The sequence below is a fragment of the Caulobacter sp. GSs2 genome (assembly GCF_058680895.1).
Genome location: NZ_CM178725.1, coordinates 2127278 through 2144076 on the forward strand (window position 1 = coordinate 2127278; position 16799 = coordinate 2144076).

Annotated in this window: 17 protein-coding genes; 8 read left to right on the plus strand and 9 right to left on the minus strand. The window is 65.7% G+C overall.

What is annotated here, in order from left to right; all coding sequences use genetic code 11:
• Genes ACW17Z_RS10370 through ACW17Z_RS10380 form a run of 3 tightly spaced genes read right to left on the minus strand, consistent with a single transcriptional unit; the run spans position 1 to position 3091 of the window.
• The gene (locus ACW17Z_RS10370) at positions 1-1020 is read right to left on the minus strand and encodes a glycosyltransferase family 2 protein (RefSeq protein ID WP_492055942.1); all 1020 of its coding nucleotides are present in this window, start codon (positions 1018-1020) and stop codon (positions 1-3) included.
• Positions 1017-1700 carry a hypothetical protein gene (locus ACW17Z_RS10375; protein ID WP_492055943.1) on the minus strand — a complete coding sequence of 228 codons (684 nt, stop codon included), beginning with the start codon at positions 1698-1700 and terminating at the stop codon, positions 1017-1019. Before ACW17Z_RS10375 ends, ACW17Z_RS10370 begins: the two co-directional genes overlap by 4 nt.
• Positions 1697-3091 (minus strand): hypothetical protein, encoded by a 1395-nt coding sequence (locus ACW17Z_RS10380; RefSeq protein ID WP_492055944.1) that lies wholly within the window; start codon positions 3089-3091, stop codon positions 1697-1699. Before ACW17Z_RS10380 ends, ACW17Z_RS10375 begins: the two co-directional genes overlap by 4 nt.
• A 109-nt stretch (positions 3092-3200) precedes the next feature.
• Here ACW17Z_RS10380 and ACW17Z_RS10385 point away from each other — a divergent pair, with 109 nt between their 5' ends.
• Together ACW17Z_RS10385 and ACW17Z_RS10390 are read left to right on the plus strand one after the other, a co-directional pair.
• Positions 3201-4055, plus strand: coding sequence for a GNAT family N-acetyltransferase (locus ACW17Z_RS10385; protein ID WP_492055945.1), 855 nt, complete (start codon positions 3201-3203; stop codon positions 4053-4055).
• A 2-nt stretch (positions 4056-4057) separates the two neighbouring features.
• Positions 4058-4807: a PIG-L deacetylase family protein gene (locus ACW17Z_RS10390; protein ID WP_492055946.1), complete on the plus strand. Its 750-nt coding sequence runs from the start codon at positions 4058-4060 to the stop codon at positions 4805-4807.
• On the opposite strand, the gene ACW17Z_RS10395 is transcribed toward ACW17Z_RS10390, so the two are convergent.
• From ACW17Z_RS10395 to ACW17Z_RS10405, 3 genes are read right to left on the minus strand one after another with little or no spacing between them, the layout of a single operon-like run.
• Complete coding sequence (locus ACW17Z_RS10395; RefSeq protein WP_492055947.1) at positions 4794-6143, minus strand: sulfotransferase family protein; 1350 nt, start codon at positions 6141-6143, stop codon at positions 4794-4796. The genes ACW17Z_RS10390 and ACW17Z_RS10395 overlap by 14 nt on opposite strands.
• An 8-nt stretch (positions 6144-6151) precedes the next feature.
• Positions 6152-7210, minus strand: coding sequence for a hypothetical protein (locus tag ACW17Z_RS10400; protein WP_419319457.1), 1059 nt, complete (start codon positions 7208-7210; stop codon positions 6152-6154).
• The gene (locus ACW17Z_RS10405) at positions 7207-8784 is read right to left on the minus strand and encodes a hypothetical protein (protein WP_492055948.1); all 1578 of its coding nucleotides are present in this window, start codon (positions 8782-8784) and stop codon (positions 7207-7209) included. The genes ACW17Z_RS10400 and ACW17Z_RS10405 overlap by 4 nt, the downstream gene beginning before the upstream one ends.
• Before the next feature lie 202 nt (positions 8785-8986).
• Between ACW17Z_RS10405 and ACW17Z_RS10410 the strand changes: the two genes are divergently transcribed.
• The 3 genes from ACW17Z_RS10410 to ACW17Z_RS10420 all read left to right on the plus strand — a co-directional run bounded on the left by ACW17Z_RS10410 (position 8987) and on the right by ACW17Z_RS10420 (position 11507).
• Positions 8987-9829, plus strand: a complete 843-nt coding sequence (locus ACW17Z_RS10410; RefSeq protein WP_492055949.1) for an acyltransferase — start codon at positions 8987-8989, stop codon at positions 9827-9829.
• 78 nt (positions 9830-9907) lie between these two features.
• Positions 9908-10714: a hypothetical protein gene (locus ACW17Z_RS10415; RefSeq protein ID WP_492055950.1), complete on the plus strand. Its 807-nt coding sequence runs from the start codon at positions 9908-9910 to the stop codon at positions 10712-10714.
• A gap of 37 nt (positions 10715-10751) precedes the next feature.
• Positions 10752-11507 carry a CatB-related O-acetyltransferase gene (locus ACW17Z_RS10420; protein ID WP_492055951.1) on the plus strand — a complete coding sequence of 252 codons (756 nt, stop codon included), beginning with the start codon at positions 10752-10754 and terminating at the stop codon, positions 11505-11507.
• A 19-nt stretch (positions 11508-11526) separates the two neighbouring features.
• Here the strand turns inward: ACW17Z_RS10420 and ACW17Z_RS10425 are convergent, their stop codons facing one another.
• On the minus strand, positions 11527-12759 hold the full coding sequence (locus tag ACW17Z_RS10425; protein ID WP_492055952.1) for a glycosyltransferase: 1233 nt from the start codon (positions 12757-12759) through the stop codon (positions 11527-11529).
• A 185-nt stretch (positions 12760-12944) separates the two neighbouring features.
• Between ACW17Z_RS10425 and ACW17Z_RS10430 the strand changes: the two genes are divergently transcribed.
• The 3 genes from ACW17Z_RS10430 to ACW17Z_RS10440 all read left to right on the plus strand — a co-directional run bounded on the left by ACW17Z_RS10430 (position 12945) and on the right by ACW17Z_RS10440 (position 15525).
• On the plus strand, positions 12945-14612 hold the full coding sequence (locus tag ACW17Z_RS10430; RefSeq protein ID WP_492055953.1) for a glycosyltransferase family 4 protein: 1668 nt from the start codon (positions 12945-12947) through the stop codon (positions 14610-14612).
• Positions 14613-14729: 117 nt separating this feature from the next.
• Positions 14730-15155 (plus strand): Hsp20 family protein, encoded by a 426-nt coding sequence (locus ACW17Z_RS10435; protein WP_419319450.1) that lies wholly within the window; start codon positions 14730-14732, stop codon positions 15153-15155.
• Positions 15156-15255: 100 nt separating this feature from the next.
• Positions 15256-15525: a DUF1150 family protein gene (locus ACW17Z_RS10440; RefSeq protein ID WP_419319449.1), complete on the plus strand. Its 270-nt coding sequence runs from the start codon at positions 15256-15258 to the stop codon at positions 15523-15525.
• 46 nt (positions 15526-15571) lie between these two features.
• On the opposite strand, the gene ptsN is transcribed toward ACW17Z_RS10440, so the two are convergent.
• Positions 15572-16036 (minus strand): PTS IIA-like nitrogen regulatory protein PtsN, encoded by a 465-nt coding sequence (gene ptsN / locus ACW17Z_RS10445; protein WP_419319448.1) that lies wholly within the window; start codon positions 16034-16036, stop codon positions 15572-15574.
• Positions 16037-16121: 85 nt separating this feature from the next.
• The gene (gene hpf, locus ACW17Z_RS10450) at positions 16122-16754 is read right to left on the minus strand and encodes a ribosome hibernation-promoting factor, HPF/YfiA family (RefSeq protein WP_419319447.1); all 633 of its coding nucleotides are present in this window, start codon (positions 16752-16754) and stop codon (positions 16122-16124) included.
• Positions 16755-16799: the final 45 nt, after the last annotated feature.

Here is a 16799-nt window from a genome sequence, read left to right on the forward strand (position 1 = left end):
CTAGCCCGCCCGTTTCTTAGGCCGCAGCAGCGGCCAGACGGCGGTGCGGGGCTCGTTCTCGACGTCGTAAGCGATGAAGTTGAGCACCATCTGCACGCCGATCAGGATCGGCAGGGCCGCGAACATCACCTGGCCCGAAGTGGCCGGGCGGGAGTCGGAAACGGCGTCGATCCAGCGCTCGACTCCGAACACCAGGCCAAAGACGGTCAGTGGCACGCCGATCAGCAGATAGAGCGAGGCCACCGAGAAGTTGCGCAGCAGGTAGGTGTAGAACAGTCGCTTCAGGAAATTGGAGACGTTCGAGAAGAAGAACGGAATGACGATCTTGCCGACGTCCATCTGGCTTACCTCGTCGCCATAGATCGCCGCCATCGGCACGTCCGCGACCCGGGCCCGCAGGGTGCCCAGCCGGAACAGCAGGTCGGATTCAAAGAAGTAGCGCTTGGACACCTTGTCCAGCCGCACCCGCTCGATCATCCGCGCATGTACGGCCGTATAGCCGTTGGTGGGATCGAAGACGCTCCAGTAGCCGGTTGACAGCTTGGTCAGGAACGACAGGCCCGCATTGCCGAACAGGCGCAGGGCCGGCATGCCCTGCAGATCCTCGATATTAAAAAAGCGGTTGCCCTTGGCGTAGTCGGCGTCGCCGCGCACGATGGGATCGACCAGGACGGAAATCTCGGACGGGTCCATCTGGCCGTCGCTGTCGATCTTCACGAAGATATCGGCGCCCAGCTCCAGGGCATGGGCATAGCCGGTGCAGACCGCCCCGCCGACCCCCTGATTGATCTCGTGGCGCAGCACGATCACCCGCGGATCGTTGGCGTTGGCCTCGATGTGATCGCCTACCCTGTCCGGACAGGCGTCATCGACGCAGATGATCACGTCGACTTCCGGCCCAATGGCCGCGATCACCCCGAGCACATGGGCGCCGGAACGGTAGCACGGCAGGATCGCCGCAACCCGGGCGGCGGGCCGCTCGGTGGGAATCAGCGCGGCAGTCGGGGGCTTGGCCGTCATTGCTGCGGCGGTCGAAGCGTCGCCGAGGCCGGCAAGGCGACCACCGCGATCTGGTGAATGACGAACTGGCCGCCCGGCTGGTCGTCTAGATCCAGGCGCAGGCCGGTGATTGTCGAAGCCGTCCAGTCGCCGCCGCCTTTGCGCAGCTTGGCCATGTCATAGACCATGATGGTGGTCTCGCCGGCCACAGGGTCGGCGCCCCGCAGCGGCTTGCCGAAGAAGCCCGACGTCTCGCCGTGGGCGGGGGTACTGAAGAACAGCGAGCCGTCCCACTTGCTCGCCTCCTTCTCGCGGGTCAACCGCACCACAACGCCATTGTAGCGCCCGCCCTCGATCGCGAGATTCTGAGGCGACCGGACGATCGTATCGATCGCCTGCTCGACGACTCGCAGGCCGCCGCCCCGGGCGGGCTCGACCTGGGCCGACGCGGCCGAGAACCCCTCCGTCGATCCGTCAAAACGCCACAGATGAGCGGTCTTCAGCACCGTGCCGTCCACCGTGAAGCGGCCGCTCGACTCGTCCCACTTCACCGGTTCGGCCGGGCGCACGGGAGCCGGTCGCGCTGGCTCGGTGGCAGGCGAGACGGCGACAGGGTCAGCCGGCGCGCCCTTGGGCTTGTCGCAGGCCGTGACGATCAGGCAGGCTGCAGCCGCAAGAAGCAGGTTCGAACGAACGGTCACGCAGGGTCACTCCGCAGGCCGCCCTCTGCGCCGGCGCGGCGCAGCGAGGGGTCGAGAACGAGGTAGAACAGGCCGGTCATGGCCGCCAGATCCAGGAAGTAGAGATAGCGATAGTCGCACGCGAGCGAGATCACGAAGAAGCTCGCCGTGAAAGCCAGGCCGCCGAACATAAGCCCGGCGATCGCGAGGTCAGGTCCGTCCCGGCGCCAAAGGAGAAAGCCTGCGACCAGCAGCGCGATCACGGCGTAGGCCACATGCGAGAAGACCGGGGTGCCGTAGAAATAGGTGGCGTAGTTGTGCAGCGACCAGTCGGCGGGATCGACGGCGTTGGTCAGCTTCAGACCGGCGACCAGGGGCTCGGGTCCGCTGACCCCGACAAAGTCGGGCAGACAGACCTCCAGCTTGGGCGTCAGGAACAGCCAGCGGAACACATCCCACCGCTCCGCGACATAGGCGCCCGTATGCCTGGTGATCAACTCCCGCCACTCGGCGCGAATGGCGGCCTTGGGCGTCGCCCAAAGGGCCTTGCCCAAGGCGGGGTCGGTGTCGAAGAAGTCCACGCGCTGGGGGGAATAAGCCGCCACGCCCTTGCGAATGGCAGCGGCGCCGGCGGGATTGGCGGCCTCGATATGGGTCAAGGGATAGCTGGGGTCCCGCGCCACCGCGCCAACGATGTCGTAGTGTTGCAGGATGCGCATGCCGACATCCTGGGTCTTGCCCGGGCCGATGCTTTTGGGTTGCGCGATCGCGCCCAGCACCAGCATGGCGATGATGGTGGCGACCAGGCCGCCAAAACCCCAAGCCAGGGCCTGGCGCCAGCCGTCACGGAAGCGGATCGCGCCCAGGCTCAGCGCCGCGAGAAATACCACGACCAGCCCGTTCTGGCGAACCAGCGCCGCTATCGCCAGGGCCAGCAGGGCTCCGCCGAGCGCCAGCCAGCGCGGCCCGGGGCGATCCCAGGCGGCGGGCAGTCTCGCCAGACAAACAAAGCCGGCGATGGTCAGGTTGGCGAACAGGACGTCCTTCCAGACGATGGCCTGATAGATCAGCACAATCGGGGAGAAGACCAGCAGCACCGTAAGGGGAACCGCCCACCATGAGACCTGGGGGCGGGTGGCGCGCAGCGCCGAAAGGCTGAAGAACAGAAGGGCCGCGCTGGCGATCACATAGAGGCCCGTTCCGGGTACGATCTCGTCGAAGACGCCCAGCAGCCAGGCGAACATCGCCGGGCCCCAGGTGGTGCGCACGCCCGAGCGACCCTCGGCCAGTTGCGCCAGGGAGTCGTAAGACAGATGGCCCGGCAGATTCGCGCCCAGCATGAACAGCAGGCCGGCGATCAGGACGCCGCGCACGACCTGCGAAGCGTTCAGATTGAAACCCAGTCTTGTCATCGGATGCCCGCCCTTCATCGCTCCGGCTTTTAAGGTGCGTCCGCCTGAGTGCAAAGCGCGAAAAGCCGGTCAGCTTGGCAGGGTCGAAGTTTCGTGATCAGTACGCGCGATGAAGATCGACGGCATAGAGATCAAACCCTCGGGAACTGCTCCCGAGCAACTTGCCGCCTACAGTCAATTGCTGGGGCGAGTGTTCGGGCCCCTGGCGAAGTTCACGGTCTCGGCCTTGGAATGGCTTTATGGAGACAACCCCGAGGGCCCTGTCGTCGGCGCCGACGCCTGGTCCGGCGACACCCTGGCCGCCCACTATGTCACCATCCCCATGCGGGCGCGGATCCAGGGCGAATCCGTCCGGGGCCTGTTGTCGCTCAACACCGCTACGGCGCCTGAATTCCAGGGCAAGGGCCTGTTCACGACCCTGGCCGACGCAACCTACGCTGCGGCGCGCGAGCAGGGTTTTCAGGGCGTCTTCGGTTTCGCCAACGCCAACAGCACGCCGGGCTTTCTGCGCAAACTGGCCTTTCAGAAGGTTCGCAGCCTGGAGGCGGGCCTGCTTCTGCGGCCGCCACGCCGTCTGGCCGACGCGCCGACTGATTTCCAAGTCGATTGGGGACCGGCCAGTCTGGCCTGGCGCTTGGCCAATCCGGCGGCGAACTATCGGGTGGCGCGGCAGGGTGACCTGCTGGGCGTCTGGGCAGAGACCGGCGTTCCAGGCCTGCGCTGCGCCGCCTTCCTGGCAGGTCATACGGAAGTGGCGGCCACCGGCGGTCGGCCCTGGATCCCGCCGCTGTTCATCGGTCTGGAGCCACGACTATCCCTGCCGGCTCATGGCTTCGCACCAATCCCCGCCCGCCTGCGCCCCTCGCCGCTGAACATGATCTGGCGACGCCTGGATCCGTCGCTGCCCGAGATGCTGGACCCCACGACCACGGCGGTCAGCTTCCTCGATTTCGACCCCTACTGATGATGACCACCGTCTACGTTCTGGCGCATTTCGACGACGAGTACGCGGCGTTGCCGCTGCTGCTTCGCGACCGTCGCGAGGGCGCCCAGCCCTGGCTGCTCTATGTCGCCGACTACGCCTCGCCGGAGCTCTCGGCGCGCCGGCTGGCCGAGACGCGCGCGTTTTTGGCCAGTCTTGGCCTGCCGCCGGATCGAGCCGTTCATGTCGGGGCCGGAACCGGGGCCATGGACGGTGCGGTGTTCGAGGCCTTGCCCGCCGCCCGTTCAGCCCTGGAGGCTGCGCTGTCCTCTCTGCCTCGCATCGACCGGTTCGTCGTCGCGGCCTGGGAGGGCGGTCACGCCGACCACGACGCCTGCGCCCTCGTGGCGGTCACGCTTCGCGACGCGCTGGACGCCGCGATCCCGATCGACCAGTTTTCGCTCTATAATGGCCGCAGACTGCCGGGCGGCCTGTTTCGCGCCTGCGCGCCGATCCCGGAAAATGGTCCGGTGCAAAACCTGTCGCTGAGCGCCCGCGAATGGATAGCCTACGCCGCAGCAGTGCGGTTCTTTCCCTCGCAGGCCAAGACCTGGCTGGCCCTGTGGCCGTCGATGTTCATGACCTTCTTGCTGCGCGGCGGCTTCGGCTATCAGGCCCTGGTGGCAGGACGCGTTCGCGAGCGCCCGCATGCGGGCCCGCTGCTCTACGAGCGGATGTTCAAGACGCCATACGCCGCGGTGCGTGCGCGGCTGGACGCCTTCAGCGACGCCTGACGAGCAGGATCGCCCGGCGCAGCGGCGCGGTCAGTCGCCAGCTGGTGCTGGTCTGCATGGACCAGACCGCATGCCGTAGCCCGGCGATATCCGCGGCCTGCTCGTGGGCCAGGGCCTGGAGTTCGGCGGCGCGCTGGTCAGCCACTGTGAACTCGCGCTCGAGCTGGTCGCGCGAACGCTGGAAGATCGCGGCCCTGGACTGTTCCGCCGCCGCGCGCTGGCGCCATATGGCGACATCGGCCTGCAGTGCCGCAATATCCTTGTCGGCCTGCCGTTGGGCCGCCGCGGCGTGTTGGCGAACTTCATCGGTCGCGATCCGGGCGCCCTCGGCGGCCTGCCTGGCCGCGTCGGCCTCTGCATGCATCTTGCCCAGCAAGACACCGGCGGCGTCGAGTTCGGCCTGAACGTCCGAAGTTAGCTGCGCCTGGGCCTGCAACTGGACAATATCACGCCGCATGTCGGCGCAAACCTCGCCCATGGCCGCATCCAGGGCGAGGATCTCGGCGGCGACCGCGTCCAGGATCTTGGCCGGCGGAGCTTTGCCCCTGGCGGCGGCCTCGAACCACTCGAACACGACCCGCGCACCGGACCAAACGTCGGGACGGGCTGAAAGATCCTCGCTCGAGGCCTCGTGATGGCGAAGGGAGCGGTTGAGGAAACCGTCGATATCGGCCGCCGCCTCGTCGGCGGAACGCGGAAGAGGCTGCTCCAGGGCGGACTCCACGGCCGCCAGCGCCGTACGCCAGTCATTGAGCATGGCGTCATAGTCGACGAACAACCGGTCAAAGCCGCGCGTGTCGCGTTCGACCGCCAACATGTAGCTGGTCCACAGCAGCACCGACTTCTGGGTCGAAAACGCGTTGCGCTTGAAAAGCGACTGGGCGACGGCCAGCGGATTGCGGACCATGATCACATAGAGCGGTTCAATGCCGCTATCGGTCAGGGCCTCGCGCCAGAACGGGGCCAGAACCGAGGCGCGCGGATCCTTGATGACCAGCAGATCGGCGCCGCCATAGTTGGCCTTCACGAAGGCCTTGGCTTCACCCTGGAAGGTCGACTTCAGCGCGGCGGCGTGATCGGCCACGCGCAGGGTGAACACGTCGTCCCAGCTAGAATCGAAAGCCGCCAGGATCCTGTCGTTCAGGGCGACCATCTCCCACGGCTCCCAGAAGCCGGCGGGATTGTCAGCGGCCGGCGCCATGACACGCTCAGGCAGGGTGGCGCCGCTCAGGGACAGAAGACGCGCCATGGCGGAGGTGCCGCTGCGGTGCATGCCCGCCACCACAAGGGCGCGGCAGGCCGTCGTCGTCTTCGCGGTCTTGGCTGGTTTAGCCATGATGCCTCTTACCCCCGGCTATTGTCTTGGACGGCCGGCGCGATCAGGCCCTCGGCCTCAAGCCAGGCCTGATAGGTTCCCGGACCGCTCGCCAGCGGCTCGGTGAAGGCCGAGCGCAGATCGCCCCGGACGCGATAGAGTTCGCGGTGCGACTTGGCGACCTCGCGGCCGTCCTCATAGCGACCGAACGCCCAGTAGCCGGCCGGCACCCGCGGATCGGTCGCTTCAGCGATCAGGCGCTTGTACCAGTTCCAGATCTCGTAGACTTCGTAGTTGTCCTTGGCGTAGCGGCGGGTCATCTGGTCGCCGACGGGGCCAAGCTTGGTGAAGTGCCAGAAGCGGATCGGCGAGCCGTTGGCCGTGATCCTGCCGTCGCGACCGATGGCGATCCTGCGGTGGGCGATGTTCCAGCTGGCGATGTTGTAGGCCGGATCGCGCAGAATCTTCACGTTCTCGAAGAACGACGGAACGTGGTCGCACCAGCGCTGGTCGACGAACAGGCCGTTGGGAATGTCATCATAGCAGAAGTTCAGCAGGCGATCGTTCCACCACTTGGCGAAACGCAGACCTTCGCCGCGACCGCGCACGGCCACGAAGCCCAGATTGTAGATGCCGGTCTTCAGGGCCGAGACCTCGTTGTCGAGGATGGCGCCGTGCGACTCTTCCGGATGCAGCAGGTGCGGCGTCAGGATGATGTCGCTGGTTTCCAGCATCTCGATCAGGGGGTCCAGACGGTCCAGCAGGGCCGTGTCCGGATCCAGATAGATGCAGACGTCCGCGCCCTTCTCCAGGGCCTGATGCATGAACGGGCCCTTCACCGCCGTGCAGACCTCGATCACGTCGTGCTTGAACAGCCAGGACTTGAACTCGGGGATGCCCAGATCGTCGGCATAGACCAGGGTGTCGAACTCTTCCTGGGACGGATCCCAGTTCAGCGCCGCCGGCGGGCGATCGGTGATCAGGGCGACCAGCTCCCATTCGGGATGGCGCTGGCGCAGGGTCTTGAACAGCACCCGGGCCCGGTTGAGGTAGGAAAAGGTGAAGCTGGAATAGCAGACAACCTTCATCGGCCCGCGCCCTTTGCAAGCAGATCGGCGGTCATGCGGCTGAAGGTCATGTCGAAGCGCTGCGGCTTGCGTCTGGAACGCGCCAGGGCCAACGCGCCGCCCTGGAGAAACAGCGCGAACAGCTCATGCTCGTCGGCGAGCACCAGGCCGCGCGACGTGGCTTCGCCAGCTTCGACGAAGCGCGGCACATTGCCGGCGTCGGCCAGGGTCAGCACCGCCGCTCCCGCCGCCACGGCCTCGTAGGCCGTGAAACAGAAGGTCTCCGGACACAGCGACCAGATCACCGCCACGTCCAGCTCCAGCGTCTCGACCGCCTCGGCCATGCTCAGCCCGTCGGGACCGCCGACCTTCTCGAAGGTCGCACTGCAGGTCTCGTCCCGGGTGAAGCCCAGATGCAGGAACTGATAGCGGGGATCGCTGCGGAACATCTCGGCCAGCCGCGCAAAAACTGGCCAGCCCTTGTGGTCGGCGGGCATGCCCAGGAAACCCACGCGCAGCGGCGCAGTCCTGGCCCGAGCCTTGGCCGGACGCGAGGCCTTGCGAGGCTCAAGCACCGCATGTGGCAGAACCCGGGTGGCCTTGGCTGCCTTCGGATAGGTCTTGCGCCACAGGGCCATGGCCGCTTCTGACGGCGCTACCGCCGTCAGCTCGAAGGCGCGGAAGAAGTCGCCGTGCTCGGCCAGATGAATATGACGCCGCTCGCCATAGATGCAGATCCTGCAGGCCTGGCTGTCAGGGGGCGGGGCGCCGCAGAACACCACGTCGTTGCGCAATAGCGCATAGTTGCTGCAGACGCTGGCGAAGTCATGAATCCAGAAGAAGCCCTTGCGCAGGCCGGCGGCCCTCAGGATCGCGGTCACGGCCGGAATGGTGTGGCCCAGGAAGCTGTGCACAGCGAAGGTCGCCTTGCTGACCCGCCCCGTCAGGGCCTCGGCGACAGCGGCGGCCGCAAACAGGCCCACGCGCTCGCCATTGATCAGTACTCCAACTATCGGCTGGTCGGTCTCGACGTCGATCACTGGAGAATGGGCCGCCGGATAGATATGCAGCCGGGGTCGCCCGGCCTCCGCGATCGCATCGGCCTCGCGGGCCAGGCACAGCTGAACGCCGCCCAGGCTGGCGGTGTAGTCATCATGGCTGACCGAGATGTGGAGGCCGGCCAGCGAGCCGGCGGCGGTCAGCGCCGCTTCGAGCTCGGCGACCGGCGCGACCTGGATCTTGCGCGCGGCGGTGCGGGCCCACAGGACGCGCTCCTCCAGCGGCGGGCTGTTCTTGAGGATGTCGTACCGAAAGCCATAGTCGTCCTTCAGGGGCCGGCCTTCCAGCCGCCCGGTGACCACATAGTGCTGGAACGGATTGACTCCGGCCGACTTGATGTCCGGATTCACCGACAGATAGACGTCCATGATGAACCAGGGCGCGGGATCTCGGCCCTCGCGCCAGCCCCAGTCCATGAAATGGTGGAAAGGGTCGAGGCCTGCCTCGGCGACGTCGGGATAACGGTCCAGATAGAAGGCCGCATCGAAGGCCTCCCGAACAGGATTGGCCGCTTCAGTCTCGGTTGGCCCCGTCATCACGTTCCTTCCCGAGGCTTCGCCAAACTCGGAGCGCGCCGCCTCGGGCGCTTGTCAAAGATGTCAGCTTCTTTCGGTGTTTCGGCTGGCCAACGTCAATAGCTTTCATGTCGTCGAGCGACCGATCGGCCGCCGGCAAACCATTGCCGGCAAACTCTTCTGGTCCTATTCGAAGAGCCACAGCGACCCTCAGGGACAAGACATGCCGGGCAGATCTGCAGGGCCGATCAAGACCGAAAACCAGATCGATCTGCGCGCAAGCCCGCGCCATCCGCCCCAGGTGGAAGGCGTCGGCAATCACATCGCGATCGGCGAAGGCGCAGACGTGGACTCCCGCATCGCGATCACCGGCGACAATAATCGCCTAATCATCGGCGAAAACAGCCGGATCGCCGGCTTCACGCCTGTGGGGGCCGGCGCGGCCCTGGCCGATCCCAAGCAGGCAGGCGCAGCGGCCCTGATGATTCAGGGCAGCGGCAACACGGTCGAGATCGATCCGGATTGCAGACTGGGCGCGACACTGACCGTGATTGGCGACAACAACCTTTTCCGCGTCGGCCACGGCTGCACGATCAACGGCTTCGTCAATCTGCTGAGCCCGACCGGCTCGACCCTGAGCGTCGGGGCCGGCACGACCATGGTCCAGGTTTCGATCCAGCTGCACGAGCCGGGCGAGATCACCTTCGGCGAGGACTGCATGGTCTCGTCCCAGGTCTATGTTTCGCTCAGCGATATCCACCCGATCTATGATCGCGCCACCGGCGAGCGGCTCAATGCCGCGGCCTCGATCAGCATCGGCGACCATGTCTGGCTGGGCCTGCGCAGCATGATCATGAAGGGCGCAAGCATCGGCGACGGCGCGGTGGTGGCCGCTGGCGCGATCCTATCGGGGCCCGCTCCGGCCTACGCCGTCATGGCGGGCGTACCGGCGCGGCTGGTGCGCGAGAATATCGTCTGGCGACGCGAACTCTCCGAAGGTCCGCCCGAGCCGGTGATCATGGCCCAACCGCCTCATCGCGGCTGGTGGCCGTTTGGGCGCCGATAGGGCGGGCGCCCGTTTGACCGCCCAGCGCCAACATGTCAGTGACGAGCAACGTAACGGCCTTGAGTTGAATTACGCGCGATGGCTCCGACAAGCATTACGGCCCAACATCTTCGCAAGCGGGTCCTTGAGGATCCCGAACTCAATTCGGTCGGCTCACTGAACAAAATTCTGCGCCTCATGGCGCAATGGCGGGCCACGGTAATCGCACGAACCTATGTTGGCCATCACGGTCTGAAGGTCTTTTCCGGCCCCTTCGAGGGCATGGAGTACCTGACCTACGCCACCGAGGGCTGCCTGGTTCCCCGATTGATCGGCTGCTACGAGTCCGAGTTGCACGAGGACCTGAAATGGTTTGCCGAATCCGGCATCGACACCGTCGTCGATATCGGCTGCGCCGAGGGCTATTATGCCGTCGGCTTGGCGCGATTGATGCCAAACGCCATCGTCTACGCCTTCGACATCGAGGAGATAGCCCGCCGGGCGTGCGCCGATCTGGCCAAGCGCAATGGCGTTGAAGACCGGGTGATCGTCAGCGGCGAGTTCGTCGGCGCGATGTTCGAAGACTATGTGGACAAGAACACGCTGGTCATCATCGACGCGGAGGGCTTCGAGGATGAGATCATGCAGCCCGACCTGTATCCGGGCCTTAAAAAGCTCAACATCGTGATGGAAACCCACCCTGCCTTCGTGCCCGGCGTCGTCGAACGCATGCTTGAGCGATTTGGTCCGACCCACGAAATCGTCATTCGCAGGCAGGGTCCCAAGACAATGCCCCTGCCGCCCTGGCTGCAGACGCTGGGCCACCTTGACCAGCTCATCGCCGTCTGGGAGTTCCGGGCGACCATGACGCCCTGGCTGGTGATGAAACCGCGCGCCCAAGGCTAAGAGTTCAGCGAATGTCTCGCCATGGGGTGGATAAAGAATGAGAGTTGTAGTTACCGAAGCCCTTCGCGAATTGGCGCATAAGCATCGTGTATTCAGTGCAACCGCAGACCGTCTCTGGCCGCTTGGAAGTACGCTGCTGGTGGGCCGCGATGCTGTAATCGAACCCTATTCGCACCTCCTGGGCGGACTCCTGGCCCCGAGTCGCTTTGGCGCGTTCACCTATTCACATTCGGCGTTCGACATTTTTACACGTATCGGCCGCTACGGGTCGATCGCGTGGGGCGTCAAGCTCATGGGCTCTGCGCACCCACACCAATGGGCGGCGATGCACCCCTTTTCCCACAATCCGGGGCCGTTGCCGGGGCTAACCGCTTACCTCGCAGACATCGGAGCTCCTGATCTGGAGCCGTTTGCGTTCGAGCAACGCTCCCCCGCCGTCGTGATCGGTCATGACGTTTGGATCGGAAACGAAGCCAGCCTCCGGCGCGAGATTACCATCGGCGACGGGGCCGTGATCGGGGCGCACGCCGTGGTCACCAAGGATGTGCCGCCCTACGCCATTGTCGTCGGATCGCCTGCGCGCGTAATCCGCTATCGCTTCGACGAGAAGCTGATCGAGGACCTTTTGAGCAGCCAGTGGTGGCGATACGGTCCGGATGTTCTGCAAGCGCTTGATGTGCGCGATCCGGCCGCCTTCCTGGACAGGCTGCGGGAACGCGAAGCGCGGGGCGATATCAAGCCGTTGGTCCTGGAGCCTCTGACCGGCGAAGCTATCATCAAGGCCTGCTCCTAGCGGAACCGGCGCCTGATCTCTACCGCGCCATAACCTCGTCGATAAGCTTCAGCCAGGCCGGCACGCCGACCGTCGCACGGTCGAACCGTTCCAGAGCGGTCGCGCGCGCCGCTGCTCGGAGCGGCGCATAGGCCGCAGGATCCCGGCAGATCTCGACGAGGGTGTCGGCCAAGCCCCCAGGGTCGAAGAAGTCACGCAGCAGACCATTGACGCCCGGTGTGATCGCGTCGTGCAGCGGCGCGGTGTCGGACCCCACGATCAGGCATTCGCAGGCCATGGCCTCGACCAGTGACCAGGAGAGCACGAAGGGATAGGTGAAATAGACGTGGGCCGCCGAGATCGACAGCGCCTTGACCATCTCGCCATGCTCCACGGCGCCGGTGAAATGAACCCGGCTCATGTCCAGCCGCCCACCCACCTCGGCCAGCATCTTGGCCTTCCAGGTTTGGCCGTTGGCCAGGGAGCCGCCGTACACATCGGTGCTGTCGCGACCGATCAGCAGCACCTCGGCGTCCGGGCAGCGTTCCAGGAATGACGGCAAGGCCCGCATGAAGGTGTGGAAGCCGCGCAACCGCTCGAAATTGCGGTTGATGAAGGTGATGACCGGCTTGCCGCCGTCCAGCACCCGACCGTCGGGCAATCTGAACGTCGCGTTCGGGATGCGGCGTGCCCGGTCCAGATCGACACCTTCATGAATGATCCTGACCCGCTCCTGCAGGCCGCGGGGCAGCAGCGACGCTTGGAAGGGGGTCGGGCAGACGATCATGTCGGCTTCGGAATAGGCTAGGGCCAGGCCCATGTTCTTGGCGTGGATGCGGAAATCCGAGATCGGCGTCGAGCGTTCGAACTCCGGGTCAAAGTTCACATCGGCGCCGTGCGAGCGATAGAAGAACTCGCCAAACAGCATCTGGCGGGCGTTCGGGAACACCTCGCGCAGTTGTAGGGTCTCGCCCCAGCCCGGATGGCCGATGATCAGGTCCGGCGTGAAGCCGTCCGCCTTCAGTTTAATGGCCGCCTCGGCGGCCGCCTGACCGCGCATCAGGTCGGCTTCCGCTCGGGTCGCGGCGTCGAATATGCCCGGCGTGGAGCCGCGGGCCAGGGTCCAGCGGCGCACATCGATCCCAGGCCGCCCCTTAACATTCGCGCCACCAATCGCCGCCACCTTGTGGCCGCGCTTCATCACCGCGTCAGCGATATGCGGAAACTGCCCCGGGAAGTTCTGGTGCACGAAAAGAATTCGGCTGGCCGCCACGTCGCCCTCTTTGATCTGCCGCCCCCGTTCTTGGTCATGAGCGCGCGGGGCGTCAATGGCGGAAGGCCGCGCCGTGGACGCGAACGCGTGGGACGCGCTGGACTATCGGCCCGCAAACCCCCTAAACCGCGAATGAGTTGTGGCGCCAACACAGCGCGGCCACCCTGTTTGAAAGGCGACATCCGTTGACGTCTCGTCTTGCGATCTATCATCCGGCCGGCCGGATCGGCCTTGGCGAGAACGTCTTTGGCAAGGACGTCGCCAATCTCGAACTGTTCCGGGCGATGGTCCAGCACGGCGGCCACGAGCAGGTCGATTTCCTGACCCACGCCGCAGTGCAGCCTCAGGATCTGCTGAGGAGCCTGGTCGGTGACCAGCCCTGCTCGACCCGGATTACCACCTCCAGCATCCTGGCCCAGGGGGTCGCGGCGGCAGCGGGAACCCTGCTGCGGGGCGGGCCCCGGCTTGAGGAACTGGCCTGGCAGAGGCGGCGCACCGTCGGGGATCGCGCCTTTAGCCTGATGGGCCTGATCCACACCATCGCCCCGCCGACGATGCGCCAGGACATCGCCATGGCTTCGGTCGCGCCAACCCAGCCCTGGGACGCCCTGATCTGCACATCGCCTTCGGTGCAGCAGGCCATGGAGACGATGTTCGATGAGTGGTGCGAATTCCTGAGCGAGCGCTTTGGCGACGCCAAGCGTATCATGCGACCCCAGCTGCCGCTGATCCCGCTCGGCGTTGACGGCCCGGCCCTTCGGGCTGCGGCTGATCGACCCGAGGTCCGCTCGACCACCCGCGCGGAACTGGGCATCGGCGAGGAAGACGTTCTGGTCCTGTGGGTGGGTCGCCTGTCATTCTTTGAAAAGGCCTTCCCCCAGCCGATGATCCGGGCGGTCGAAGAGTCCGCCAGGGCCACCGGCAAGCGCGTACATTTCGCCATGGTGGGATGGTTTCCGAACGGCGCGGACGGCGAGCGGATGTATCGCCAGGCGGCCGCGGCCCACGCCCCGTCGGTCGGGTTCCACATCATCGATGGCAACGACCGACAGCGCCTTGGCGCCCTGTGGGCGGCCTCCGACATCTTCCTGTCGCTGGTCGACAATATCCAGGAGACCTTCGGCATCACGCCGCTGGAAGCTATGGCCTCGGGCCTGCCCGTCGTGATCAGCGATTGGGACGGTTATCGCTACACCGTACGCGATGGCCAGGAGGGTTTTCTTGTCCCCACCCTCGGCGGTCCCGAAAACGCCCTGCCCGACGAGATGATCGCGGGCCACGACTTCGGGCTCAAATCCTACCAGCAGTATGTCGGCGTCATTGCCCAGCACACCGCCGTCCATGTCGGCCGGGCCGCCCAGGCGCTGTCCGACCTCATCCGCTCCCCCGATCTGCGCCGCAAGATGGGTGAGGCGGGAAGACAGCGCATCCGCGATACGTTCGACTGGCCGGTCGTCGCCCGACAGTACTCGGCCCTGGCCGAGGAACTCTCCGCGGTGCGGGTCGCCGCCGAAGACACGCGCGCCCATTCGACGCGCAATCCGGTCAAGGGCGACCCCTTCCGCAATTTCGCGGGCTTCGCAACCCAGGTGCTATCCCTCAAGAGCCGCCTGGCCCTGCGCGCCGGCGTCGGGTTGGCCGATCTGCAGCGCGTCCAGACCATCGAGCTGGACATGTTCGCAGCCAACTGGCGCGGAACCCATGAGGAGTGCCAGACGGTCTTTGCTCATCTGGCCGAGGGTCACGCCGCCACCACCGAGGATCTGTTGCTGCTGTTCCCCGCGCCGCGCCGCCGCGCGGTGCAGCTCAGCCTGTTGTGGATGGCCAAATGCGGCTTTCTGGATTGGCTCTGAGCCGGCCCGGCCTTGAAACCTCAGGCGACAACCTCCACCTCAGTCGGGTATCGCCGCCCCGTGGCTGACATCAGGATGGGACCGGCGGACGAAGTCGCTTAAGCGAAGGACTTCGCGATGACCCGGACCATCCTGTTCGACAGCCCCTTTCTGCTGGGCTTCGAACACACCCGAGACCTGATCGAACGCGCCGCCAAGGCCGCTTCGGAAAGCTATCCGCCCTACAATGTCGAGCAAGACGACGAGGGCGGAGTACGCATCACTCTGGCCGTGGCAGGATTTTCGCCCGAACAGTTGCACGTGACGGTCGAGGGAGGCCAACTGATCGTCGCCGGCAAGCGCGAAGTCGAGGCCAGATCCGAGACCGACCGGGCCTTCCTGCATCGCGGCATCGCGGCGCGGGGCTTTGTCCGCACCTTCGTGCTGGCCGAGGGCATCGAGGTCACGGCGGCGACCCTGGAACATGGTCTGCTGCACATCGATCTGGCCCGGCCGCGTCCAGAGCGACTGGTCAGGCGCATCCCGATCCGCTCCGTCGCCTGAACCCGTCGCAGCGATTCACACGTTCAGTCCTGCCCCGCTCCGAAATGCCCGCTGAACCGGGCCAGACCCGGCGCGTTCCCTATTCAAGGAGGTGGTCAACATGACACCTGTCACCCACAATCCGGTCTTCACGACGGAAGCCTTCGCGGCGCTTGGCGCCCCGGATCTGGTCTATGTCCGCCCGATCAAGGCGGCGGAAATCCTAGCTGACGCGCCCGCCGGCTCGACCGACGATTTCGATCTGCTTCCCGACCAGACCCTCTATGCGGTCTGCCGCGCCGATGGCGCTCGGCTGGCGGTGATGGTCGACCGCGACACGGCGATCGCCGCCGCCCTCGCGCATGAACTGGCGCCGGTTTCGGTGCACTGATCCAGGGCGCGGCGGCCCCCCAGCCGTCGCGCTCGCTTCCAGAAAATCAGGCGGCCGTGCTGGTCGGTTCGTGGGCCAGCAGCACGTGAACGGCATCGGCCGAGCGGGCTTGACGCAAATGCTCGCGCAGTTCCGGCTGCCGCATCATCCGCGACACGCGGGCCAAGGCCCGCAGGTGCTGGGCGCTGGCGTCAGACGGCGCGAACAGGGCAAGCAGAAGATCGACGGGCTTGTCATCGACCGCGTCGAACGCCACCGGCGTCTCCAGACGGACAAACACCGCGCGCACCCGGTCCAGGCCGTCAATGCGGGCATGGGGAATGGCCACCCCCTGGCCCACGCCGGTCGAGCCTGCGGCCTCGCGCTCGATCAGGCCTTCGAGCACGGTGTTGGAATTGACGCCCAGCACCCGCGCAGCGACGTCGGCGATCACGCCGAGCACCTGCCGCTTGCCTGGAGCACTGACGCGCAGCGCCACTGCTCCAGGATCCAAGAGATCACCGATAGTCATGGACTTAAACGCTCGCTCACTGTCGGCCGCCGCAACACAATCGCTGGGAGCCCTCCGGAACGTTCAGGATCATGACACGACCCCGTTAGTTCGCGGTTGACCCATTCCCGTTCAGCGACTTTGTGCGTTCGGGGTCGATCCAGCCGATATTTCCGTCTGGCCGCCGGTACACCACGGACAATCCGTCGTGGGCGGCGTTCCTAAACACGATTGCCTGGGACTCGGTCAAGTCCAGTTCCATGACAGCCATGGAAACGGTCATTACCTTCAGCGAGGACTGGGTCTCGGCGATGATCATGGCCGAAGGGGCGCCGGCTGGATGGTCGGCGTCGTCGCCCCAGTCGTCGTTCTCGTGCTCGTCGATATCGGGAGCCCGCAGAACGTACATCGCGGCGTTCTCGGCTTGTTTGGCTGAGGCCGCGATGGAGTGACTCTTGAGTCTTCGCTTGTAGCGCCTGATCCTCGTCTCGATCTTGGCCAGGGCGGCGTCAAACGCCGCATGGGCGTCACCACCCGCTCCATGGCTAAGAAGTTGCTGGCCCGAAGCCAGCTTTACCGAACAGTCGGCCCGGAAGGCATGGCCCTCCTTGCTGATGACCACGTCGGCATTACCGCCGCGATCAAAATACTTGCCGATGCTCAGGGTGATTTCGTCGGAGACTCGCGCTCGCAGAGCCTCGCCAACGTCGACATGCTTGCCGGAGATTTGGACTTGCATGCCCTAACAACGCGCCTGTCCAGAGGCGGTGTCAAGCGGCCGTGA